This is a genomic window from Niallia sp. FSL W8-0954, assembly GCF_038005605.1.
In the GTDB taxonomy this organism is placed as follows: domain Bacteria; phylum Bacillota; class Bacilli; order Bacillales; family Cytobacillaceae; genus Niallia; species Niallia circulans_A.
In genome coordinates, this window is the sequence record NZ_JBBOTN010000001.1 from 4,667,272 (window position 1) to 4,691,329 (window position 24,058).

At 37.3% G+C, this 24,058-nt stretch carries 23 protein-coding genes; all 23 read right to left on the minus strand.

Going from position 1 to position 24,058, the window contains the following annotated elements; translation table 11 throughout:
* Window positions 1-25 precede the first annotated feature (25 nt).
* The 23 genes from atpA to spoIIR all read right to left on the minus strand — a co-directional run bounded on the left by atpA (window position 26) and on the right by spoIIR (window position 23,807).
* The gene (atpA, locus tag NX902_RS22775) at window positions 26-1,534 is read right to left on the minus strand and encodes a F0F1 ATP synthase subunit alpha (RefSeq protein ID WP_095329588.1); all 1,509 of its coding nucleotides are present in this window, start codon (window positions 1,532-1,534) and stop codon (window positions 26-28) included.
* A 26-nt stretch (window positions 1,535-1,560) separates the two neighbouring features.
* A complete protein-coding gene (locus NX902_RS22780) occupies window positions 1,561-2,097 on the minus strand; it encodes a F0F1 ATP synthase subunit delta (RefSeq protein WP_095329587.1) in 537 nt (178 codons plus the stop codon).
* The gene (gene atpF, locus NX902_RS22785) at window positions 2,094-2,612 is read right to left on the minus strand and encodes a F0F1 ATP synthase subunit B (RefSeq protein ID WP_095329586.1); all 519 of its coding nucleotides are present in this window, start codon (window positions 2,610-2,612) and stop codon (window positions 2,094-2,096) included. Before atpF ends, NX902_RS22780 begins: the two co-directional genes overlap by 4 nt.
* A 232-nt stretch (window positions 2,613-2,844) precedes the next feature.
* Window positions 2,845-3,051 (minus strand): F0F1 ATP synthase subunit C, encoded by a 207-nt coding sequence (gene atpE, locus NX902_RS22790; RefSeq protein WP_016204791.1) that lies wholly within the window; start codon window positions 3,049-3,051, stop codon window positions 2,845-2,847.
* 66 nt (window positions 3,052-3,117) lie between these two features.
* Window positions 3,118-3,831: a F0F1 ATP synthase subunit A gene (atpB, locus tag NX902_RS22795; RefSeq protein WP_163187495.1), complete on the minus strand. Its 714-nt coding sequence runs from the start codon at window positions 3,829-3,831 to the stop codon at window positions 3,118-3,120.
* A 2-nt stretch (window positions 3,832-3,833) separates the two neighbouring features.
* A complete protein-coding gene (locus tag NX902_RS22800; RefSeq protein WP_095329584.1) occupies window positions 3,834-4,229 on the minus strand; it encodes an ATP synthase subunit I in 396 nt (131 codons plus the stop codon).
* 320 nt (window positions 4,230-4,549) lie between these two features.
* Entirely contained in the window at window positions 4,550-6,757 is a 2,208-nt protein-coding gene (locus NX902_RS22805; RefSeq protein ID WP_235850239.1) for a S8 family serine peptidase, read from the minus strand.
* A 242-nt stretch (window positions 6,758-6,999) separates the two neighbouring features.
* A complete protein-coding gene (gene upp, locus NX902_RS22810) occupies window positions 7,000-7,629 on the minus strand; it encodes a uracil phosphoribosyltransferase (protein ID WP_095329583.1) in 630 nt (209 codons plus the stop codon).
* A gap of 230 nt (window positions 7,630-7,859) precedes the next feature.
* Window positions 7,860-9,101 (minus strand): serine hydroxymethyltransferase, encoded by a 1,242-nt coding sequence (gene glyA, locus NX902_RS22815; protein ID WP_095329582.1) that lies wholly within the window; start codon window positions 9,099-9,101, stop codon window positions 7,860-7,862.
* A 421-nt stretch (window positions 9,102-9,522) separates the two neighbouring features.
* Window positions 9,523-10,095, minus strand: a complete 573-nt coding sequence (locus tag NX902_RS22820) for a TIGR01440 family protein (protein ID WP_095329581.1) — start codon at window positions 10,093-10,095, stop codon at window positions 9,523-9,525.
* An 80-nt stretch (window positions 10,096-10,175) separates the two neighbouring features.
* Complete coding sequence (locus NX902_RS22825) at window positions 10,176-11,477, minus strand: methyl-accepting chemotaxis protein (RefSeq protein WP_171510165.1); 1,302 nt, start codon at window positions 11,475-11,477, stop codon at window positions 10,176-10,178.
* A gap of 30 nt (window positions 11,478-11,507) precedes the next feature.
* Window positions 11,508-11,957: a low molecular weight protein arginine phosphatase gene (locus tag NX902_RS22830; protein ID WP_095329579.1), complete on the minus strand. Its 450-nt coding sequence runs from the start codon at window positions 11,955-11,957 to the stop codon at window positions 11,508-11,510.
* Window positions 11,958-12,202: 245 nt separating this feature from the next.
* Window positions 12,203-12,757: a manganese efflux pump MntP gene (locus tag NX902_RS22835; protein ID WP_095329578.1), complete on the minus strand. Its 555-nt coding sequence runs from the start codon at window positions 12,755-12,757 to the stop codon at window positions 12,203-12,205.
* 103 nt (window positions 12,758-12,860) lie between these two features.
* Complete coding sequence (locus tag NX902_RS22840) at window positions 12,861-13,901, minus strand: L-threonylcarbamoyladenylate synthase (protein WP_095329577.1); 1,041 nt, start codon at window positions 13,899-13,901, stop codon at window positions 12,861-12,863.
* Window positions 13,902-14,074: 173 nt separating this feature from the next.
* Window positions 14,075-14,530 (minus strand): GNAT family N-acetyltransferase, encoded by a 456-nt coding sequence (locus NX902_RS22845; RefSeq protein ID WP_095329576.1) that lies wholly within the window; start codon window positions 14,528-14,530, stop codon window positions 14,075-14,077.
* Window positions 14,531-14,602: 72 nt separating this feature from the next.
* Window positions 14,603-16,258 (minus strand): sigma-54 interaction domain-containing protein, encoded by a 1,656-nt coding sequence (locus NX902_RS22850; RefSeq protein WP_341123406.1) that lies wholly within the window; start codon window positions 16,256-16,258, stop codon window positions 14,603-14,605.
* Window positions 16,259-16,547: 289 nt separating this feature from the next.
* Window positions 16,548-18,122, minus strand: coding sequence for an L-glutamate gamma-semialdehyde dehydrogenase (pruA, locus tag NX902_RS22855; RefSeq protein WP_341161030.1), 1,575 nt, complete (start codon window positions 18,120-18,122; stop codon window positions 16,548-16,550).
* Window positions 18,123-18,207: 85 nt separating this feature from the next.
* Window positions 18,208-19,122 (minus strand): proline dehydrogenase family protein, encoded by a 915-nt coding sequence (locus NX902_RS22860; protein WP_171510169.1) that lies wholly within the window; start codon window positions 19,120-19,122, stop codon window positions 18,208-18,210.
* Window positions 19,123-19,423: 301 nt separating this feature from the next.
* A complete protein-coding gene (locus NX902_RS22865) occupies window positions 19,424-20,317 on the minus strand; it encodes a metal ABC transporter permease (protein WP_095329572.1) in 894 nt (297 codons plus the stop codon).
* Window positions 20,317-21,225 (minus strand): metal ABC transporter permease, encoded by a 909-nt coding sequence (locus NX902_RS22870; protein WP_095329571.1) that lies wholly within the window; start codon window positions 21,223-21,225, stop codon window positions 20,317-20,319. The genes NX902_RS22865 and NX902_RS22870 overlap by 1 nt, the downstream gene beginning before the upstream one ends.
* Entirely contained in the window at window positions 21,225-21,959 is a 735-nt protein-coding gene (locus NX902_RS22875; RefSeq protein ID WP_095329570.1) for a metal ABC transporter ATP-binding protein, read from the minus strand. The genes NX902_RS22870 and NX902_RS22875 overlap by 1 nt, the downstream gene beginning before the upstream one ends.
* A 2-nt stretch (window positions 21,960-21,961) precedes the next feature.
* Window positions 21,962-22,891, minus strand: a complete 930-nt coding sequence (locus tag NX902_RS22880) for a metal ABC transporter solute-binding protein, Zn/Mn family (RefSeq protein WP_095329569.1) — start codon at window positions 22,889-22,891, stop codon at window positions 21,962-21,964.
* A gap of 211 nt (window positions 22,892-23,102) precedes the next feature.
* Window positions 23,103-23,807, minus strand: coding sequence for a stage II sporulation protein R (gene spoIIR, locus NX902_RS22885; protein ID WP_095329568.1), 705 nt, complete (start codon window positions 23,805-23,807; stop codon window positions 23,103-23,105).
* Window positions 23,808-24,058 lie beyond the last annotated feature (251 nt).

Sequence of the window (24,058 nt, forward strand, 5' to 3'; positions counted from 1 at the left end):
ACCACCAATCTATAAGTTTGCCTTCTTATTCAGAAGCTACAAACGTTTTTTTGAAGTCGTTAATTGCTGCGTTCATATCATCATCAGATGGAAGATCCTTAGTTTTAACAATATGTTCTACCACATTTGTATGATTATGATCTAACCAATTTAAGAATTCTTCTTCGAAACGTTTAATATCCACTACAGGAATATCATCTAAATGACCACGTGTAAGTGCATATAGAATTGCAACTTGTTTTTCAACTTTTAATGGCTTATTAAGATCTTGTTTCAATACTTCTACTGTACGAGCACCACGATTTAATTTATCTTGTGTCGCTTTATCTAAATCAGAGCCAAATTGAGCGAATGACTCTAGCTCACGGAATGATGCAAGGTCAAGACGTAATGTTCCAGCAACCTTTTTCATTGCTTTGATTTGGGCAGAACCACCAACACGAGAAACAGATAAACCTGCATTAATCGCTGGACGTACGCCGGAGAAAAATAGATCAGATTGTAAGAAAATTTGTCCATCTGTAATCGAAATTACGTTTGTTGGAATATAAGCAGAAACATCTCCTGCCTGTGTTTCAATAAATGGTAGAGCCGTAATTGACCCTCCACCTTTTGCATCACTCAATTTAGCGGCACGCTCAAGTAGACGTGAATGCAAGTAGAATACATCCCCTGGATATGCTTCACGACCTGGAGGACGACGAAGTAATAGGGACAGTTCACGATAAGCAGATGCTTGTTTTGTTAAATCATCATATACGATTAAAACGTGTTTACCGTTATACATAAACTCTTCACCCATTGCTACACCAGCATATGGAGCTAAGTATAGAAGTGGTGCTGGTTGAGAAGCAGATGCTGTTACAACGATTGTGTAATCTAATGCACCATTTTTACGTAATGTTTCTACAGCGTTACGTACTGTTGATTCCTTTTGTCCAATCGCAACATAAATACAAACCATATCTTGGTCTGCTTGGTTTAGAATCGTATCGATCGCTACAGATGTTTTACCTGTTTGACGGTCACCAATGATTAACTCACGTTGTCCACGACCGATCGGCACTAGTGCATCAATGGCCTTAATTCCTGTTTGAAGTGGCTCACTTACTGATTTACGATCCATTACACCAGGTGCTAAATACTCAATTGGACGAGTCTTCGTAGTGTTAATTGCACCTAGTCCATCAACTGGTTGACCAAGAGGGTTTACTACGCGTCCAATCAGCGCATCTCCTACTGGGACTTCCATGATTCTTCCGGTACGACGAACTTCATCACCTTCACGAATATCTGTATAAGGTCCAAGAATAATGATACCGACATTGCTTTCTTCTAGGTTTTGAGCTAAGCCCATTACTCCATTAGAAAATTCAACAAGCTCTCCAGCCATACAGTTATCTAGGCCATGTACACGAGCAATACCATCACCAATATTAATTACAGTACCAACTTCACTTACTTGAACTTCCGATTGGTAACTTTCAATTTGCTTTTTTATAAGAGCACTGATTTCTTCCGCTTTGATGCTCATGCGTTTCACCCCTATCTAAAGAATTACTATCCTAATAATTGTCGTTGTAGACGGTTCAGCTTCCCTTGAAGACTACCATCATATATTTGATTACCGATTCTCACCTTAATTCCGCCTAATAGGTTAGAATCAATGATATTTTCAATATTTAGCGATATTTTCCCCACTTTTGCAGCGAATGTAGCTGAAATAGCTCTTTTCTCATCCATAGTTAACGGTTTGATGGAATATACTTTTGCATCTGCAATCCCTTTTGCTTCATTAACTAGTGCAATAAATTGATCACATATACTAGTAATCATCTCTTCACGATGACGATCAATCAATAGCATTAAAAGGTTTTGTATATACTCACTCGCAGAAGCAAATGCCACTTTCACCATTTCTTTTTTCTTTTCTAATGCAATATTAGGAGATTGTAGAAATGTATGAATATCAGGTGAAGAAGTGACTAATGATCTTACTACTCGTACTTCTTCATCTAGCTGATCGATCTGTCCGTTTTCTTTGGCGATTTGGAAAAGGGCTAAAGCATAACGCTTTGCAACACCTGTATCCATCATCGTTTCTCGCCTACCTCTTGAATGTAATCATGAATTAACTTTTCTTGATCTTGTTCATTTAATTCTTTTTCAATCACTTTAGAAGCGATTAAAACAGAAAGAGAAGTGACCTGATCGCGAATTGTTGCAACAGCTTTTTCTTTTTGCTGTTCAATTTCTACTAGAGCAGAATTTTTGATTCGCTCTGCATCTTTTCTTGCATCATCAATGATTGTTTCTCTTTGAGCATCTGCTTGTTGTTTTGCTTTATCAATTAATTCTTGTGCGTCATTACGTGCTTCTTTTAATAATGCTCTTTGTTCTTCTAATAGTTTGGCAGCTTCTTGTCTGCTTTTCTCTGCATTATCTATTTCATTTGCAACAAATTCCTCACGATCCTTCATCATTTTCATTAAAGGACCCCATGCAAATTTTTTGATTGCCCACAGTAATAATAAGAAAGATAGTAATTGAACGATTACATCACCGCCCGCAAAATTCATTACGGCACCTAATACTAATCCATTTGTGAACACGCTTGATTCACTCCTTTCAGATAGTGTTTTGTATCACATACAGGAAACCTTTATTCGCTTATGGAAAAAAGGTGAATATGCTTATTTATAAAATAATAGGAACAATTTGTTAGCTATCGAAATACGCTTTTCACATGTTTTTCATGTGAATTGTTGATTTTAAATAAAGGAATGGCGAAGGTTCTTATCGAATGATCTTCGCCATAACTGGAATAATATTATTCTTATTCTATTAAAGAACCATAAATGCGATAACAACCGCCATGATAGGAATCGCCTCTACGAATGCAACCCCGATGAACATTGTTGATTGAAGCATACCTCTTGCTTCTGGCTGACGAGCAATCCCTTCTACTGTACGAGAAACGATTAATCCGTTACCTAAACCTGCACCTAGTGCTGCTAAACCAATTGCAATTGCTGCTGCTAATGAACCCATTATTAAAATCCTCCCTAAATTGTAATTATTATAAAGTTTGTCCATATTCTGAACTGGGTATATATATTAATGGTCTTGACTTACTTTATGAGCCATATAAACCATTGTTAATAAAGTGAAAATAAATGCTTGGATACTTCCGATAAAAATGGAGAATCCCTGCCATACCATTGTTAATGGGAAGGCCGCTACTGTTCCAATATAATTGGCTTTCGCTAAACCATTTACTAGTAAGTTTAGTAGTACCTCACCTGCATAAATGTTTCCGTATAAACGAAGACCCAGTGTGAGTGTGTTTGAAAATTCCTCTACTATTTTCAATGGTAATAAAAATCCTACTGGTTGGACAAACTCTTTAAAGTACCCTTTTGTACCACGCATTTTGACACCGTAGTAATGAGTTAAACCGACTACCATAATTGCCAGCGTTAACGTTACACCAGGGTCTGCAGTTGGCGATTTCCACCAAAGCTGATGGTCGACTGTAATAGCAAAAGGTAAACCTAACATATTGGAAATAAAGATATACATTAGAAGAGTGATTCCTAAAACATGAAACCTTCCTCCGTCTTTCCAATCCATGTTATTTTTAATAATATTACGGACAAAGTCCATAATCCACTCCATCAAATTTTGTCTGCCGGTCGGCTTCATTTGAAGATTCCGAGTGAGAAAAAACGCAATTAAAAAAACAATTAAACTTGATACAACAATCATCAAAACATTAGATAGGTTAAAAGTTAATCCTAAAAACACTTTGGTAGGTGCTTCATGATGCAATATTACTCACCTCTTTTCTCACCATTCTTATGTAAAATAAAATAACGCACTAAATAATCTGCCATAATGACAATATAAGCTGTCATCAATCCAATTACAACACTTATTAAGTGAACTTTTTGTGGATATTCTACGGCAATTAAGCAAACTATTACTGCTGTAGCCATTCGGGAAATGGTTCCTAAGCCATAAACCTTTCCTTGTTCTTCAATGGCTTTATCAAAGACCTTTGCTCTTCTAACCAGTAAGGTGAGATTGAATACACTGGCACTTGTCCCGACGAATAGACCAAGAAAAACAGATTGATAGGGGGTGAGCGCCCAAGCAAATGCACAAAATGATAAAAAGAAATAAAGGTATTTCTTAACCCTCATATAAATCTCAAACAATTGTTCCAATTCTCTATCCTCCTTATTTTCAGGGCATCACTCTAAACCCGCGAAAATAAAGCGAAGCAGAGAAAAAGCACATTCCTTTTGTATCATTTCGGGCATTATACCATATGTTTATCTTTCCTTTTCAACCGATAAACGAAGCGATTATATCGCTTGCCCCTTAACTCTATTAACACTATACTAGTGTTAAAATCTTGATACTCCGCGGGTGAAAACCTATTCATACCCCTTGTAAGCATACAATAGGGTATTGTCAATGTCAATGCATTTAAATACAAAAAAAAAATTCATTGCTCACCATTTAACAATCTCTTTCTTATAGCTTATTTTATTTTTAGAATTTTTTCAAGCATGTCCTCCTTCCCAGCTTTTTTGGCAAATATTTTCATTCGATATGTCCCTGCTTCTTCTACTTTTGTTAGGGCAAATTCACCTTTTAACCGACCTCTTTTTACTTCTTTTTTCCAATCTAGAAACCGGACAAATTGTAATGTATCTTCTCTAAAAAGAGCAATTCCAAATTCTTCAGCACCAGTCGGCAAATAGGTCTCATATTCATAACAGCTTTCTCCATTTTTCTTGTGAAAATCGAATCCCATAATTCTTGGATAATCTGGTTCTTCCAATACATATAAATAGGGTAATTCAATTAATTTTCCGCCTGCCCTCACTCTAATTATACCATCTTGCAGTTTCCTATTGAAAAGGTTATCATCGATATTCATTATTATTGGAATATTTTTCTTTTCTCCTGGTTTTATTGTAAAAGAAAGAGGAAGTTTCCAGCTAATCCCGCGCTTTCCTTTGGGAAAATCAAAAGATATTTTTTCCTTTCTTTTCCCTGCATTTTTAATAGTGATATACGCTTTATATTGATTCTTTTCTTTTACTAATTTATATTTTCCGAAACGAATACTACCTGGCATAATTAAAATATTGGCATCTACGGCTTGGTCAACTTGAATTCGACCCGCTCCCTGCTCATACACTTTATATGTCACATTTTGTCTATTTTTGACTGACTTTGCGGTATTCATTAAAGCCGCTTTTACTTCTTCCGGACCCCAGTCAGGATGCACTTCCAACAATAACGCACAGGCTCCAGCAACAAACGGAGCTGCCATACTTGTTCCCTGTAAAGCCATATATCCATCTGGAACTGTGCTATTTATCACAACTCCAGGCGCGAGAACATCTGGTTTAATTTCCCATGTACTTGTAACAGGTCCACGCGAGCTAAAATCTGCCAGTATATCCTTTTCCCACTTTTTTTCGATGGTTACATATATTTTCTTTTTTTGAATAGTCTTCTTTATAAATTCTCCTTCCTCCTTTGTAATTCCTGCTACTGGTATAGGGACTTCTTTTTCTAGCATTCCTTGAAATGCTCCGGGCAAGTTATTAAATATTAATACCCCGACCGCCCCAGCCTCATAGGCATTCTGCACTTTTTCAGTAAATGTCAATTCTCCTCTTTCTATTAATACTAACTTTCCTTTTGCATTCGTTAACTGCTGCTTCTTTCCTATTCCACCGCTTGCTAATGGAATAGATGCCATCCCCTTCCATTCTTTACTGTTCTCCATATTTGTTAAGGCAATTTTCTTATCATTTATGGTGAAAAAAGGAGTATGGATATTTGGCGTGGTAGCGCCAACGGAAATGGCTTTAGCTGCTGTTCCTGGAGAGCCAACTGTCCATTCGGCCGGGCCAGCGTTTCCAGCTGCTGCAACCGCAATTATCCCCTTCTTAACGACTTCATTTAAAGCCAGACTAATTGGCAAATCTGGGCCGTTCACATCACTGCCTAATGATAAATTGATAATATCAACTTTATCTCTGACAGCTCTATCGATTGCTGCTAATATTTGTTCTGTTGTTCCAGAACCACCTGGACCTAATGCTCTATAGGCATAAATTGTTGCGTTCGGAGCAACTCCTTTGATTTTTCCGTTTGCTGCAATAATTCCAGCAACATGAGTTCCATGAAAAGTATCTTTATTCCCTAACCCTTTTGTTTCCATCGGGTCCTTGTCCTTATCCACGAAATCATAGCCACCCCGATAATTTTTGGCTAAATCAGGATGTTGATAATCTATCCCTGTATCGATGACCCCTATTTTTATTCCTTTGCCACTAATATGATCTAATGACTTGCCTAAGTAATTCCTAATTTCATCTGCTCCTATTATTTCAACTGGGTCTTCTGCTTCTGCCATATAAGTCTGAACCTTTGAGACTTGGTTCACGCTTTCGCTTTGTTTTAATTTTTCAAGTTCATATACCGGTCCTTCCACAGAAAAACCACTGAATACCTCTGTAAAAATATATCTTCTTTTTAAATCAGGATATCGGCTAAGCAGCCGATCGATTTCTTGTTCGGCATAATTCTTCTTTGTATGCACAATAGCAATTTGAACTTCATTGGAATTTTGCGAGGGAAGATTTGGAGTTTTTAAAGATGCTGCCATTGTTAAATGTGATAGTAATAGTGGTATAAAGAGGAGAATTCCGAGTGTTTTTTGTAGCATTATTACCGCCCCCTGCAAATCTTTATGCTTTTTATTTTGACCGCAAGTTGTGTTTTTATGTATTGGCAAAAATACACATCGCAATCCAGATGTGACATTTATCACAAATGAATATTCAACTATTGAGGAAAGCAAAAGACTCTCAAATTTATAAAGATTCTTTTCCTAAGAAGACTTTTTTAGATGAGCAGAATAAAAAAATACCCAGAGCTATGTTGCTCTGAGCATTTCTTCCAACGGTATTATTTTGTACCAAATAATCGGTCTCCAGCGTCTCCTAGACCTGGTATAATATAACCTTTTTCATTTAATTTTTCATCTAGTGCCGCAATGTAGATATCTACATCTGGGTGTGCCTCTTTTAATGCCTCTACCCCTTCAGGAGCTGCGATTAAGCACATAAATTTAATATTTTTTCCGCCTCTATTTTTTAAAGAGTGAATTGCTTCAATTGCAGAACCACCAGTAGCAAGCATTGGGTCTACAACAATAAAATCTCTTTCTTCGACATCCGAAGGTAACTTAACATAGTATTCCACTGGCTTTAATGTTTTAGGATCACGATATAATCCAATATGTCCAACTTTCGCAGCAGGGATTAATTTTAGAACCCCATCCACCATTCCGATACCAGCACGCAGGATAGGAACGATACCCAGTTTTTTACCTGAAAGAACTTTTGATTTTGTTCTTGCGACCGGTGTATCAATTTCAATTTCTTCTAATGGCATATCACGAGTAATTTCAAAAGCCATTAAAGTAGCCACTTCGTCTACTAACTCCCTAAATTCCTTCGTACCTGTTTGTTTTTCTCTGATGTATGTAAGTTTATGCTGAATTAATGGGTGATCAAATACATATACTTTTGCCACAACTATTCACTCCGTTCCTTCATTAGTATAAATATCCGCTTTTTTCGACAGGATACTTCGTTAACACACTTCTATTTATTCTACAGAAAAAGTATTTCTGAATCAACTGAAATTCTTTTCTAAATTTGAATTTTCTATGATAGTTTTTCCGAAAACCTAGAAAAAAATCGTCTTAAAAAAAGAGAACAGTCAATAAGCCGCTATGCGTCTTATCGATTGTTCTCTTCCTCTTATAGTTCCTTGTACAATTCAAATTTACTTGTTAATGCTGTTACTCTTTTGGCAGCTTCTGCTAACTTCTCAGCGTCTTCATGGTTTTTAAGTGTAAACCCAATAATAGATGCTATTTCATCCATGTCCTCTAAACTAAAGCCACGAGATGTTACCGCTGCTGTTCCAATGCGGATTCCACTTGTCACAAAAGGACTTGCTGGATCATAAGGAATTGTGTTTTTATTTACAGTAATCCCCACTTCATCCAATACATGCTCTGCCACTTTTCCAGATAAACCCAATGATTGAAGGTCAACTAATAATAAATGATTATCCGTACCGTTCGACACTAAGTTTAATCCTTCTTTTTGCAGACCACTTGCTAACCTCTTTGCATTTGCAATAATATTCTCTGCATAATCTTTAAAATCAGCTTGCAATGCTTCCCCGAAGGCAACAGCCTTTGCTGCAATTACATGCATCAACGGACCACCTTGAATTCCTGGAAAAATAGATTTATCAATCTTCTTCGCATATTCCTCTTTGCATAGAATCATTCCTCCACGTGGCCCACGTAAAGTTTTATGTGTTGTAGTAGTAACAAAATCAGCATAAGGAACTGGATTTTGATGTAAGCCTGCAGCAACCAAACCAGCTATATGAGCCATATCCACCATTAAGTATGCTCCAACCTCATCAGCAATTTCACGGAATTTCGCAAAATCGATTTCACGTGGATATGCACTTGCTCCAGCTACGATTAATTTTGGTTTATGAGCCAACGCTTTTTCACGAACATCTTCGTAGTTAATATAATGTGTTTCTTTATCCACACCATACTCCACGAAATTATATTGAACACCACTAAAATTAACAGGGCTACCGTGTGTTAAATGCCCACCGTGTGACAAATTCATTCCTAACACAGTATCTCCATGCTCTAAAATGGTAAAATAAACAGCCATATTTGCTTGCGCACCTGAATGCGGTTGTACGTTTACATGTTCCGCACCGAAGATTTCCTTCGCACGATCACGAGCAATATCCTCGACAATATCTACATATTCACATCCACCATAATAACGTTTAGCAGGATAACCTTCTGCATATTTATTAGTTAATACAGATCCTTGCGCTTCCATTACCGCTTCACTAACAAAGTTTTCTGATGCAATCAATTCAATCTTCGCTCTTTGGCGTCCTAATTCTTGTTGTATTGCTTTAAAAACCAGTTCATCTTGCTCCGCTAAATGCTTCATATGTATTTCCTCCCGACTATTCTCTCTTTTCCACCGTAAATCTGCCTCTATTCTATCATGTATATATTTTAAAAGGAAAGAGCAAATTTACGAATTATCAAATGATTTATACACTTTTCGTTCGGTTTTTTTAAAGTATTTTCGTTATTTTTTTTAAAAGATACAAAAAAAATTATTTTTCTACTATTTCAATAAAATGAACCTGTGTTAAAATATTAATTTTTTTATTATCATTGGGTGGTTTTCTTAGCAAAAAATTATTATTTAGCGATAGTACTCAGGGGAATAGGATATAGGTGAGCGGAGGTGTCGGAGTCTCTATTATCTTTTTTCTCTCTCTTCTTAATTTCAACGCCAGTGCATAAAAACAAGAAACCAACAAAATCCCTAAAAAGCATGCAGGAATTTCATTGGTTTTTCATTAACAAGAAAGATTTTCTTTTGTGTTCTCATATACAGCTCTTGGACCACCAATTAATTTAGGACGGGATTTCGCCAGTGTGACATGAGCATTTCCTAGTTCCTTCAGCGAGGTTCTGATTGGTACAGCAACATGCTTTAAGTGCATACCAATAAAGGTGTCGCCAATATCGATTCCGCCATCTGCCTGAATAAACTCTACGACCACCGGATCTTCCATCTGCTGAAAAGCAAAAGTGGCCATAGCTCCACCGGCATGACGCACCGGTACAACAGAAACTTCCGGTAAGTTCCTTGCTAACATTACTTTTCTTTCGACTACTAAAGCTCGGTTTAAATGTTCACAGCATTGAAAAGCAAGCGAAATCCCTGCTTGCTGCTGAAATTTTTGGCATTCTTCAAAAATTAAGGAAGCGACATCTACCGTTCCCGCGGTACCAATCTTTTGGCCGATAACTTCACTTGTACTGCAGCCAATCACAAATAATTGCTGTTCTTTCAGCTGTGCCTGTTCTTGATATTCCGTTAGAATCGTTTGTAACTGCTCCTTTAGCTTAAGTGTTTCCTCATTCAATTCAAACACCCCTCTTCAAGTTACCTACATTTCTTATACTATAACCATCATTGCACAAAGATATAGGGAGTACAAGTATACTATTCTTTAATTTGAAAACGACAAATGGTTTGCTGCAATTCTTCTGCATGCGCTTGTAATTCCAATGCTAATCCATCCACCTTGCGAATAAGTGCCGTTTGATTATCCGCAATATTCGTTACCTGTTGTGCTCCGGCAGCCGTTTCTTCCGCAATCGCTGCAACTTCTTGCGATTGCTGAGTTGTTTCATAAATTTGCTGTTTTTGCTTATGAATCAATTCGGTTATATCAGCTGTTGCATCTATCATTTTATTTGTAGTTTCATTCATTTCATTGAAAATTAAATTCGTTTTCTTCCCTGTTTCCGCTTTTTCTTGAGCATTCTCGACTTGGTTTGTAATTTGCGTGACGACATTTTTAACTTCTGTCTGCATATTACGGATAATCTCCGCAATTCCTTCTACTGCTTTACCACTCTCATCAGCAAGTCTTCTTACTTCTTCAGCAACCACGCTAAAGCCAGCACCATGTTCTCCAGCTCGTGCAGCTTCAATAGAAGCATTTAATGCTAATAAATTCGTCTGTGAGGCAATTTCTCCAACAAGCTTTAACACTTCTTCAATTTCTTTAGAGTGAATTTCTAAATTTTGCACAGACTTTAAGGAATGCGTATTTTCTACTGCCAACTCCATCATCCCATCCACCAAGGAACGAACTACTTTATTTGTCTCCATTAACTTTTCAGACATTTGTCCGGAAATAGATTTGGACATATTCGCTTTTTCTTCCACACTAAGAGCGATATTCATTGATTCTTCCACAGACTCTGCTGATGCTTGTACACTTTGTGCAGACATTTCAGCCCCCCCAGCAATTTCTCCAACCGAATTAGAAATTGCTAATGTTTGCTCCAGTGCATTATCCGATTCAGCAGAAATCCGTTTTACTGTTTCGTTTGTTTTGTTAAAATTATTTTCAATACTTTGAACCATGTCGCGTAAATTAAAAAGCATATGATTAAAGGCTAAACCTAAAGATTTAATTTCATCATCTGATTTTGAAACTTCCGCATCTTGGCTTATATCTCCATGTGCGGCTTTTAATGCACTTTGTTCCAATCGCTTTAACGGTTTAATAATAAACCCCGCCGCCAAAAAGCCCAAAAAACCAGACCAAAATATACCTAATACTAAGGTGACAATATTAAAAATAACGGAACTAATGGCGATTTTGCTTTCAATGACTGGATAGAGAATATACATAAAAAAAGCACTTGTTGAATACGTAATAATCGCAAGAATCGTAATAAATAGCGCCAATTTCTTTCGTAAACTAAACTTATACTGCCCATTTGTTCCCACTCTTTTTCCCCCTCATGAATAAGAAACACCTTACCACTCACTTTTTGTTATTTTTTCCATTATTTTATCTATCAAGATTTCTAATTCTTCATATGTGTCTCGATACATCGAAACAGTCCCTCCAAAAGGATCACTCACATCCCCATTCAGGTCATCCTCTGCATATTCTTTTATCGTAAACGTTTTCTCAATGGAGGATGGATATGCTGACACAAGCATATTTTTATGTCCTTTTGTCATAGTGAATATATAATTCGCCCAGTCTATTAACTCTTTTGTGACCATTGTGGAAAAATGGTTATGCTGGATTCCCTTTTCAGAAAGAACCTCCTGCGCCTGCAAAGATGCAGCACTACCATCTACCGCATAGACTCCAGCGGATTTGACTTCGACATCAGCAGAAAATTTATGCTTTAAAATAGCTTCTGCCATTGGACTTCTGCACGTGTTACCTGTACAAACAAACAATATGCGAATCATCATTTATCCTCCTTTATATGGTTCTATTATAGACCATTTTACCTAAAAATTCTATTTAACCTACAAAGAAGACGGTGCAAATACTCGTTTATTATCGGTTAAAACTAGTATATTTTTAGCATTTATTAATTGTTAGTATTTTACACTACCTAAAAAATTGTCTTTTCACTCTATATTTTCTAAACAAACGAACGCGAAATGGCTTTCACCAAAAGATGAAAGCCACTTCTCCGTATCTAGAACTACTATAAACTAATAAGCAGCTTGATTCCAAAAATAAGAAGGATTCCTCCTCCAAGCATTTCTCCATAGGAGCCTAACCAACCCTGTACTTTTCTTCCAATTAGTAAGCCTAACCACGTCAGCACCATCGCACTAATTCCAAAGCAAAGCAGAACCACTACTGTTCTTGCCTGATATATTCCTAGACTTAAACCAACGGAGAAGCTGTCCAAACTAACACTAACCGCAAATAGAAGCAAGCCGAGACCAGCCGGCGTAATGCGACTTGTCTCCACTTCTTTAAATCCTGTCCAAATCATTTGAATTCCTAATATAACCAGAAGTGCTCCACCTATATATCCGGCTATTTCACTAAAATTTTCCGAAAGAAACTTCCCTGTAATCATCCCCAGCAAAGGCATTATTACATGAAAAACCCCAATTATAAAACCGATTTTTGCGATTTGCTTCAATCTTAATTGAAACATCCCCATCCCTAGCCCAACCGAAAATGCATCCATTCCTAAAGCAAATGCCATTAAAATAAGTGTAAAAAGTTCTCCTACGACTGCAGACATTTTTTGGCCCCCTTGGACTTGCTCATTAGAGATTATGCACGTCCAAGTTCTTTTAGAAGTAAGAATCTGCAAATAATTTAAGAGCTAACTTCTGATTTAAATACTATTTTATTACTTGGTGGGAAGCAGCTTTCATCAGTCTGTTCATAACAGCTTGTCCAACACCCTCTGTCGGAAAAATTTCTCCGAAAATAATATCCACTTGCTGATGATCAAAGCTTCGCAAACCATCATATAGATCAGCGGCTACCGTAGATAGATCCTGTCGCTCACCACAAGCATAAATAAAATCAGCTTGATAGAATACTTTATTTTCCTCTGTAGTTAAGACACCGACTCTATGTCCCTTTTGTTTTTCTTCTTCTATTAGTAATTGAATTTTCTCCTTAGAACCATCGACTAAAAACAATGGCGCATTGGGAGCGTAATGAGTATATTTCATGCCAGGTGACTTTGGTTTTATTTCCGTATCAGTCAGCGCCTGATCAACTTTCACTTCGCCAACAACACTTTCTAGTTGTTCTTTTGTAATGCCTCCTGGGCGGAGAATCATTACTTTCTCATCCGTACAATCCACAACAGTAGACTCTACACCTACTCCTGTGGAACCACCATCCACTATTCCGGCAATGTATGTATCTAAATCTTCTTTCACATGAATTGCTTTCGTAGGACTCGGTTTCCCAGAACGGTTAGCACTTGGAGCTGCAATGGGCAGGGCTGATTGCTCAATAATCTGTAATGCAACAGGGTGATTAGGCATTCGAATCCCTACTGTAGAAAGACCAGCAGTCGACAACTCCGATAACACCCCATTTTTCTTTTCGAAAATAATCGTAAGTGGTCCCGGCCAGAAGGCATCCATTAATTTCTCCGCTGTCTCCGGCACCTTTTCAACTAATTCATCTAATTGCTCTCGTTTTGCAATATGGATGATAAGCGGATTGTCAGACGGTCTTCCTTTAGCAGCAAATATTTTTGAAATGGCGGAATCTTCTTTTGCATTTCCCCCAAGGCCATAAACCGTTTCTGTCGGAAACGCAACCACCTCATTTTTTCTTAAAAGATCAGCAGCTTGTTTTATTTGTGAATAACTTTCCTCTTTATCCACATTTTTATCCACTGACCAATAATTTGTCTTCATTCAAATCCACCTTTTTCCATTCTAATATCAATTTCTCTAAATCGCTTCTTATTCCTCATTTTTCGACAATACCACCATTTGTGAAAAAGGACAAGTTTCTTCTTAAATGGGGATAAAAATCTGACTTGTCCACAAATTGTGAATAAACACCCCTGAAAAGTGGATAACTTTTGCTATTTATCCACAATATTCATCGGAATATACATAAAATGTGACTTATCAACAGTGTAAACGTTTTTTACAGTATTCGACTCTTTCATTGCTGCTGGAATGTTTTCTTCTTCTATCGCTTGAAATCCTAATAAACGAAATAATTGCATGGAATGCGGATTATGAACCTTACAATAGATAGCATCCAGGTCTTTATCCTTCGCTAATTTTAACGCTTGCTGTATTAAAAACAATATATCTTCCACATTTCCTTTAGAAAGAACCATCGAACGCAGTAATCCTGTTTTCCCAAAAGGTTCTATTCCAATTGTGCCTATCAGAGTTTGATCAGCTTCCGCTTCCATAAGCAAAAAGTAGTCCAGCCATTCTTGCAACCCTTCTACTGTCACTTCTGCATTTGTTAAAAAAGCAGCAATTCTTTCTAAATCTCCTATTTCTGCTTGTCGAATGATATGCATCTTCCTCATCCCCTCACCATCTAGTATTTAATCTATTACTATGAAATGATGGAGGAAAAAATGCGAGATTTCTTACTTAAGGCCAAATTCTTTTATTTTGTTATATAGCGTTCCTCTTGATATTCCTAGCAATGTTGCTGCAGCACTCTTATTTCCATAGGTTTTTTTGAGCGCTTCTTCTATTCGTTCCATTTCGTTATCTTCCCTATTCCCTCTTTCACCCCGAATAGAAACCTTATACTTTTCCACAATTTCTGCCGGGATATGTTCAAGCGTTAATTCTCTATTCCCCTCACATACTAATACACTATGCTCTATCACATTCTTCAACTCTTTTATATTACCTGGCCAATCGTATGAACATACAATATGCATTGCTTGTTCATTTATTTTTATTATGTTTTTCTGATATTTTTCATTGTACATCTTTATAAAACTATTAACTAAATGCGGTATATCTTCTTTTCGGTTGCGGAGGGGAGGAATTTCAATATGGACAACGCTAATTTGGTAATAAAGCTTTTCGTTAAATTCCCCTTTTCTTACTAACTCTCCTAGAGGCTGGGTAGAAGATAAAATAAGTCTTGTTGCTGGCTTTTTCTGCTGCTCCCCACCAACCCTAGTAAAGGATCGCTCTGTCATATAGTGCAAAAGTTTTTCCTGAACGGCTAAAGGCATTTTATCTACTTCTTCGATAAAGAGTGTCCCTGACTCAGCCTGTTCTATCTTTCCTTCTATTTCTTCTGGATCTCCTGCATTAAAAGTCATTTTCTGATATCCAAACAGTTCCATCTCCACCAAATCTTTTGGAACAGTGGAACAATTTAACGATAAAAACTGATTCTTTCTTTTCGATCCCCCATAGTGAATCGCTTGCGCTAGCTGTTCTTTTCCGGTACCTGTTTCTCCAGATATAAGAACAGGTATTTCAGCCGAGGCTATTTTTTGTGCCATTTCAACCGCTCTTTTCACTTCTTTGCTGCTTGATAAAATAGAAGAAAAAGGCTCATCTTTTTGTACATATATAGAGGTAGTCGAATCTAATTCTTGATTTAGGTGTATTAGCTTCGTAATATCATGTTCTGTTGAAATGCCACCGATTATTTTATTATCTACAAGAACAGGTGAAGCATTAATTAACACATGTGTATGTTCATTTGGGCGATGATACGTTCCTCTAATCGGATTGCCTTCTTTTAAAATACGATGCAATTGAATCGAATCTGTTTCAAAATGCTCGCCAATTTTTTTGCCGATAATCGCTGCTTTTGTAATTTGATAGGTATCTTCTGCTACACTATTCCAGTAAAAAACGGTTCCATCACTATCTACTGCTGTTACAGCATCATTCATTGTCTCTGCAAGTGTTTCAAAATAAGTAGCGAGATATTTATTTTCCTTTTGTAAAGCTTGGATTCTTGCTGTTGCAGTTACAATCCCTTGAAATTCATTTTGTGTCTTTATAATGACTGGTCTTAACCAACTTAGATTTTCTCTCTTTATATCCTGTACAGCAATTACCTCTGAAGGTAATATATTACTTACTTCTAGCCAATCTTTTATTGTTTGATTATTCCTTACAGCTGCTAAAAGGTATTGCTCTTCATTTCCAATCGTAAATAGCTGCTCACTTTCAATAATAACGTAGGAATAATCTGCTAACACCTCTGTTAGCGTGCTAATTTTTTCGTTGTCTGAGAGGATGGTAAATGAAGTTTCAATCTTCATTTGTGAATCTGTAAACATATCTTTATCCTTTCTTTCCTTATTATTGTTAATTTATCACTAAATAACCGTTTTTTCCAATAAGGGAAAATGGATGCGATTTATGCTATAGAAAAAAGCTGGCTCTAATAGGACTACACTCGAATGATTAAAATGCAGAAGGTACTACTTCCTTCTAGTAATATTCTTGTGTTCCTAATAGAGTCAGCTTGATAAAGTTGATTTATTTTCGACTATGGATTTAACACTGCTTGCTAGCACTTTTCCAAAAGCCAGCTAGCAATTACACTGATTACACTACTTTTTTTGTGCTTAGTTTCGCTTGTGTGAAAAGCAACAGATAATCGAATCCTCCTGCTTTGGAGTCCGTTCCAGACATATTAAAGCCCCCGAATGGATGCACCCCTACTAATGCACCAGTACATTTCTTATTAATATACAAATTGCCGCAATGCTGATTTTCTAATGCATACTCAATTCGTTCTTCTTGAGAAGAAAAAAAGGAGCCAGTCAAGCCATATTCTGTATCGTTGTATACTTCAATACCTTTTTTCCAATCAGGTACCTTACAAATTGCAAGAACTGGACCAAAAATTTCCTCTTTCATAATGCGAGCATCTGCAGGAACATCGATAAAAATGGTTGGTTCAATATAGTAGCCATTTCCTTCTGCACGCGACCCGCCTATTGCTAGTTTCCCTTCGTTTTTTCCAATTTCAATATAGCCTAGTATTTTGTTTAATGCTTTTTCATCAATTACTGGCCCTACTGCTGCATTAGTCTCTGGTAGGCCAATAGCTAGATTTTTTGTTCGTGTTAGTACCTTTTCTACTACTTTATCGTACACAGATTCCACAATCATTGCTCTAGATCCGGCAGAACATTTTTGACCTTGAAAACCAAATGCCGCTGCCACAATCGCTTCTGCTGCTGCATCAAGATCTGCTGTTTCATCGACTACAATGCCATCTTTCCCACCCATTTCGGCTACAATTCGCTTTAACCATATTTGGCCCGGCTGTACAACAGACGCACGCTCATAGATACGACAGCCTACAGCACGAGATCCAGTGAAGGAAATGAATCTTGTTTTGGGATGCTCCACTAAATATTCTCCTACTTCCAAGCTATCGCCAGGAAGATAATTAATAACACCTGATGGTAAACCCACTTCTTCCATTAATTCCACAAACTTAGCGGCAATAACTGGTGTATTATCGGACGGCTTTAAGATAACAGTATTCCCCGATACGACTCCAGCAACTGTTGTCCCTGCCATAATAGCAAGCGGGAAGTTAAATGGAGAAATAACAATTCCAACCCCAAGCGGAATATAGGTAATCTTACTATCTACTTCACCAGCTGTCGGGTACAGCGGTTGATGGATCGATGTCTCACTTAAACGAATCATTTCTCTCCCGTAAAACTCAAGGAAGTCAATTGCTTCCGCAGTATCTGCATCTGCTTCAACCCAGTTCTTCCCTGACTCTAAGATTAAGTATGCGGAAAACTCATGTTTTCTTTCCCTCATTAATTGTGCAGCTTTAAACAAATATTCAGCACGCTCAGCTGGTTTTACTTTCTTCCATGTCTCAAACGTATGCAAGGCTTCCTGCATAGCCTTTTCCGCATACTCTTTATTCCCTTTACTTACTTCTCCGATGACTTCATCCACATTCGCCGGATTAATCGATACCGTTTTTTCTTCTGTCATTATTTTGTCTTTGCCAATTACAAGAGGGAATGTTTTTCCTAATTCCCTTTTTACTTTTTGAATAGCCGCTTCCATTGCATGCTGATTCTCGATTTGAGTAAAATCGGTAAACGGTTCATTTTTATACGGTGGGATACTTGTCAAATTCGTCATCTTTATTTCTCCTTTTTTGTTTATATTTTTTCATCCTAAGTCTTGCAAACTTAATATATAAAAAGGGGAGCTCGATTCAATCGACTTACTTAAATAAGTTTTTCAAAATAAACCAAACGTTTGCTGGTCTTTCTGCCAATCTTCTCATAAAATAGCCGAACCAATCTTTTCCGTATGGCACATACACTCTTACTTTGTACCCTTCTTTCACTAGCTTATTTTGCAAATCCTCACATATTCCATACAGCATTTGAAATTCAAACTTGTCTTTAGCAATCCCCTGATTTGCGGCAAGCTCTTTAGTGAATTGGATTATTTTTTCATCATGGCTGGCAACAGCTGTGTAGTTTCCATTCAGCATATGCATTTCAATAATTTTTTTGTAATTTTCGTCTACATCCTTTTTCTCTGGAAAGGCAACATCCGGTGGCTCTTTATAAGCTCCCTTTACCAAACGCAGATTTGCATTTAATTCATTCAAACGTTTCATATCTTCTTCTGTTCGATACAAATAGGCTTGAATGACCAAACCAACATTATCATATTCCTTGCGGAGCTCTTCATAAATATCAATGGTTACTTGGCAATGAGCGTAGTCTTCCATATCAATGCGGACAAAGTTTCCGTATTGGCTGGCTCTAGAAACAATTTTCCGCATGTTATTCAAGCATAAATCCTTATCAATATCCAACCCCAGTGATGTCATTTTGACTGATAAATGGGAGTGAACGCCAGATGCATGAATCTCATCTAGTGTTTTTAAAGACATTCTCGTTGATTCATCGGCTTCTTCTTTCGTGTAGACAAACTCTCCTAAATGATCAAGCGTAACCACTCTACCAGATTTGTTTAATTCGCTGACTTTTGAAATTGCTTCTGCTATCGTTTCACCAGAAACGAATCGTTTCGCTCCAAAGCGTAAACCATATTTGCGAGCTAGTTTATTGGCGGACTTATTCTTAGCTAATGACTGAAACATATTTCTCAATGCAACTTCCATTATCAAGCTCCCCTTTTGAACACTTTTGTTTAAAATTTAAACACTGTACATTTGTGTATAATTCATATTTCGATTATACAATAATATCAGCTTTGAAATCTATAATTTTCTGATTAATTTTTATTATTAAAATACTGGAAGCGCATAATTTTTTCTTTTGATTACGGCTTAAAATTTAGAGGGGAGAGTATAAGAAGTGATTAATGAGGCTGACGATCACATAAAAAAGACTGTCTGACTAGTACGCTTTTAAAAGAAGGTTCTAACCCCTCTTTTAAAAGCGTACTTCATAGACAATCTCTTAACTAATTTTGTATGTTCTCGCGTTGTGTTTTCTTCTTGTCATTCTTTTTGCTAATACTCCATATTTAGGAGAGCAAAGGAAGCTTATCATAAAAATGATGCCTGTAGAAAAAGCCATCGCCCCTGAAATAGAGGTATCTAACCATACCGCCATATAATAGCCAATAAACGCCGCTAGAATCCCAAACCCACTGCTTAACAGAAAAAGAAAGGATAATCGATCTGTCCATAAATAAGCGGCGGCCGCTGGAGTAATAAGCATCGCTACTACCATAATGGCACCGACAGCATCAAAAGCAGCCACTGTTGTTAAGGATACTAAAGACATAAATAAATAATGCATAAAGATAACAGGAATGCCCAGACTTGCTGCAAGTGCTGGATCAAATGAAGTAATTTTCCATTCTTTATAGAATGCTATAATGACCAATAGAACTACAAATAGCACGGCGCTTAGTAATACTACTGCCTCTGGAACCCTTCCTAAAATCGGAACTTCTACTCTTTCCCATGGAATGAAAGTAATTTCCCCCATCAACGTATGTTTCACATCTAAATGAGCATTACCTACTTTTGTTGCAATTAAAATGACCCCTATCGCAAATAGTGTAGTAAAGACAATTCCAATCGAAGCTTCTTGCTGAACTCCGTGTGTATGCAGCCACTGAATGACAACCGCAGTAACAAGTCCAGCAATAACCGCTCCAATTAACATATGAATTCCTGTTAATTCTCGTGTTATTAAATAAGCACACACTATCCCCAATAACACGGTATGACTAATAGCATCAGCCATCATTGCCATTCTTCTTAAAATCAACAAAACGCCAATTAAACCACAACTTAGTCCTACTAATGAGGCAGTCAACAATATCCAACCAGTATAGCTCATTATTGTTCTACCTCCCTCGTCATTTTTACTAACTCCATGCCCTTCCTTTGTCTTTTCTGTTGAAAAAAGACAACAGCCAATCCTTTTTTACTTCCTAAAAATAAGGAGATAAAGAAAATAGCAGCTGCGGTTACTACGATAAACGGACCAGTTGGCCATCCTTTTCCAATTGTGCTTAAAAATGTCCCCATCATTCCGGAGGCTCCTCCAAACAAGGCGGAAAGAATCACCATCACTTTAAAGGATTCTGTCCAATATCTAGCACTTACACTTGGAATTATTAATAAGGCTGCCATTAATATGACGCCGACCGCTTGAATACCAACCACAATAACTAAAACAAGAATTGCCATGTAGAGTGCATTCATCCCAGTTATGGATATACCTATTCCTTTTGCAAAGCTTGGGTCGAACAAAAAGATTTTCCACTCTTTAAAAAGAATTACTGTTAAGAAAAGTACAATAATAGCCACCATCATCATAGTCCAGACATCTCTTGATACCATGGATGCCGCTTGCCCAAATATAAAACTATCCAGCCCGCTCTGATTACCGCCAGGCATTCGATTAGCAAATGATAACAGCATAATCCCTAAGCCGAAGAAAACAGATAACACAATTCCCATGGCTGCATCTTCTTTCACACGACTGGAGCTTCTGATCCACTGAATAAGAAATGCACCTAATAAAGCGGTAATCGCTGCTCCAATTATCATAACAAAGAGATTTTTTTCTCCCAGTAGTATAAACCCTAATACCACTCCTGGTAACGCAGCATGAGAAAGAGCATCACTCATTAAACTTTGTCTCTTCCAATAAGCGAAGCTTCCAATAACACCTGCTGCCATTCCTAATAAGAACGTACTGAATAATACAGATTGCGCATTATAAGATAGAATACTAAACATTATCTCTTCTCTCCCATCCAGTGCAATGTACCACCATACGCTTTCCTAATATTTTCTTTTGTAAAAGTCTCACTTGTAGGACCATGGGCAATGACCGTTTTATTTAATAAGAGAACATGGTCAAAATATTCTTCAACTGTCTGCAAATCATGGTGGACGACCATGACTGTTTTACCTCGCTCCTTCAGCATCTTTAAGGTTTCCATAATCGCCTTTTCCGTTGTCGCATCTACTCCGGCAAGCGGTTCATCTAAGAAGTATAGATCAGCATCTTGCGCAAGCGCGCGCGCAAGAAACACGCGCTGCTGCTGGCCACCTGATAACTGACTAATTTGACGATCTGCATAGTCTTCCATCTTCATTTCTTTTAAAGCTGCCATCGCCTTTTGTTTATGCTCTTTCTTCGGCCACTTGAGCAACCCTATTTTCCCATATAAGCCCATTGTAACTACATCGAGAGCATTTGTTGGAAAGTCCCAGTCTACCGAACCACGCTGGGGCACATACCCAATTCTCGATTTTGCTGTTTGATAGGTTTCACCGAAAAAATTCACCTCTCCACTAATAGCATGGTGAAGCTCTAATATTACTTTTAACAAAGTGGATTTTCCAGCCCCATTTGGTCCGACGATACTCGTCAGAGTTCCCTTCTCCACTTGAAAACTAACATCAGATAACACTTCATTTTTTCGATAAGCAGCGGACACATTTTCCACTGTAAGTATTGTTTCCATCTTTATTCCACTCCTCTGCTCAATGCTTGATAGATGGTTGCAACATTATGTTCATACATCCCGATATATGTTCCTTCTTTCGATTTCGCATCGCCCATAGCATCAGAGAATAATTCTCCTCCAAGTTCTATATCAAGCCCTTGTTTTTTTGCTCCTTCCACAACCGCATTGACGGAGGCTGGGTTAATGCTGCTTTCAACAAAAACTGCTGGAACTTGATGCTCTACTAGTAATGCAATAGTATCCTCTATATCCGATAACCCAATTTCAGCTTCCGTACTTAAACCTTGTAAACCAACAACCTCTATATCTAGCATTCTTCCAAAATAACCAAATGCATCATGTGCTGTAACTAATACCCGCTTATCTTCAGGCAATGATTCCATTTGTGTTTTTGCTTCTTCTTTTAACGAATCTAATTTCGCAAAATATTCCTGTTTATTTTGTTCAAAATAGTCACTATTATCAGGTGATGCTTTCTTTAACTCGGTCGTTGCAGCATCAAGTGCCTCTTTCCACAAATCAACATCAAACCAAATATGGGGATCAATCGCTCCTTCTTCATCCTTCAAAAGCTTCTCCTCTGCAATAACATCCCCGATCGCAAGAACTGGTTTTGTTTTGCTGATTTCTGCAAAAACCTTTACCATGTTGGCCTCTAGATGCAACCCGCTATAAAAAACGATATCCGCCCCATCCATTTTCTGGATATCTCCTTGTGTCGCTGTATACAAATGTGGATCCACTCCAGGTCCCATTAAGCTTTGCACCTCTACTTTGTCGCCGCCAATAACCGACATAGGCTCTGCAATTTGCGCAATTGTAGTAACAATCGTAAGCTTACCATCTTCTTTAGATCCCGTTGATTCAGCTGAACATCCTGTTAGAAAAACAAACGACATTAGCAATCCTGTTAGTATCAATTTCCACATTATTTATTCCTCCTTTTCTTTATCGCAACAAATATACCCATTGGACAATTTGTTTCCTCAAGGAAACTTTTATGTTTATATACAAAATACTTAACTATCCGAAAAATGTCAATGATTTAATCATAATTAGGTAAATTTTTTTAAGTAACTTTACTAACATTCAATAAAAAAGATGCCTTTATTAACAGCATCTCTCTTAAAAACTATTTTGTTATCCAAATATCTTCTCCCATAACTCCACAAGAAAGAATTTCACTTCTACTTCCTCTTCTTTTTCTCCTTCTACAAATACAGGATCTTGTTTCTCTTCCGCTTTAGTTTGTTCTTTCTTTTCTTCCTTTGCTGGTTTATCTGGTTTATCTGCCTTTCCTTCTTTCTTCTCAGCTTCCCCTTCCTCAAATCCATCACTTACCGCAACTCCATTAGAGAAATCCAAGAAGCATAATGGTGGGAAAAGAACACACCACCAATTGGCCCCTTCACCTTCTCCTAAAGTAATTAGAATGGCATCATATTGACCAGCTGGATATAAGAACTCCCCATAAAGCTTTGTTGGAAAATCTACTTTATCAAACGTAACATTTACGGCTTGGTTGGCATTTTCATCTTCTACTACTCTTTCTGCAATCTGTTGAATCTCTGGTAACTTTTCCTTCAATAAGTCTTTAGCCACTTCTTTAGAAGTTAATTCGGAAACCCAGTTTGTAATTTCCTCATTTACAGCATCTCTTACTTTTCTTTTTAACTCCTGATCATCTTCCTTATCACTATTCGCTAATATTCTTAGACGAATCGCATCGTTTGGAATAATTACTTCATTATTAGCTGTCACTTCATTTTTGGGAATATATAAACTCATCATTGTAGATAAAATAAGTACAAATAAATAAATAGTTGCCATCGGTTTATTTTTCATCTTTAGCACCGCCCCTTCACTAACACAGTGTGGGCAGATTAATAGAATCTTAAACTAGTAAATTTCATTTTTTTAGAGTAATTTTTGTAGATTTGGAATTTGCCCTCATTTATCTTGCGGTTCTGCTGCTTTTTCTTGCGATTCCCACACTTTTACTTGCGACCTCCTCTCTCTTTCTTACGATTTTCACACTTCTACTTGCAATTCCACCCCTCTTTCTTGCGACTCAACCTCTCTTTCTTTAACAACGG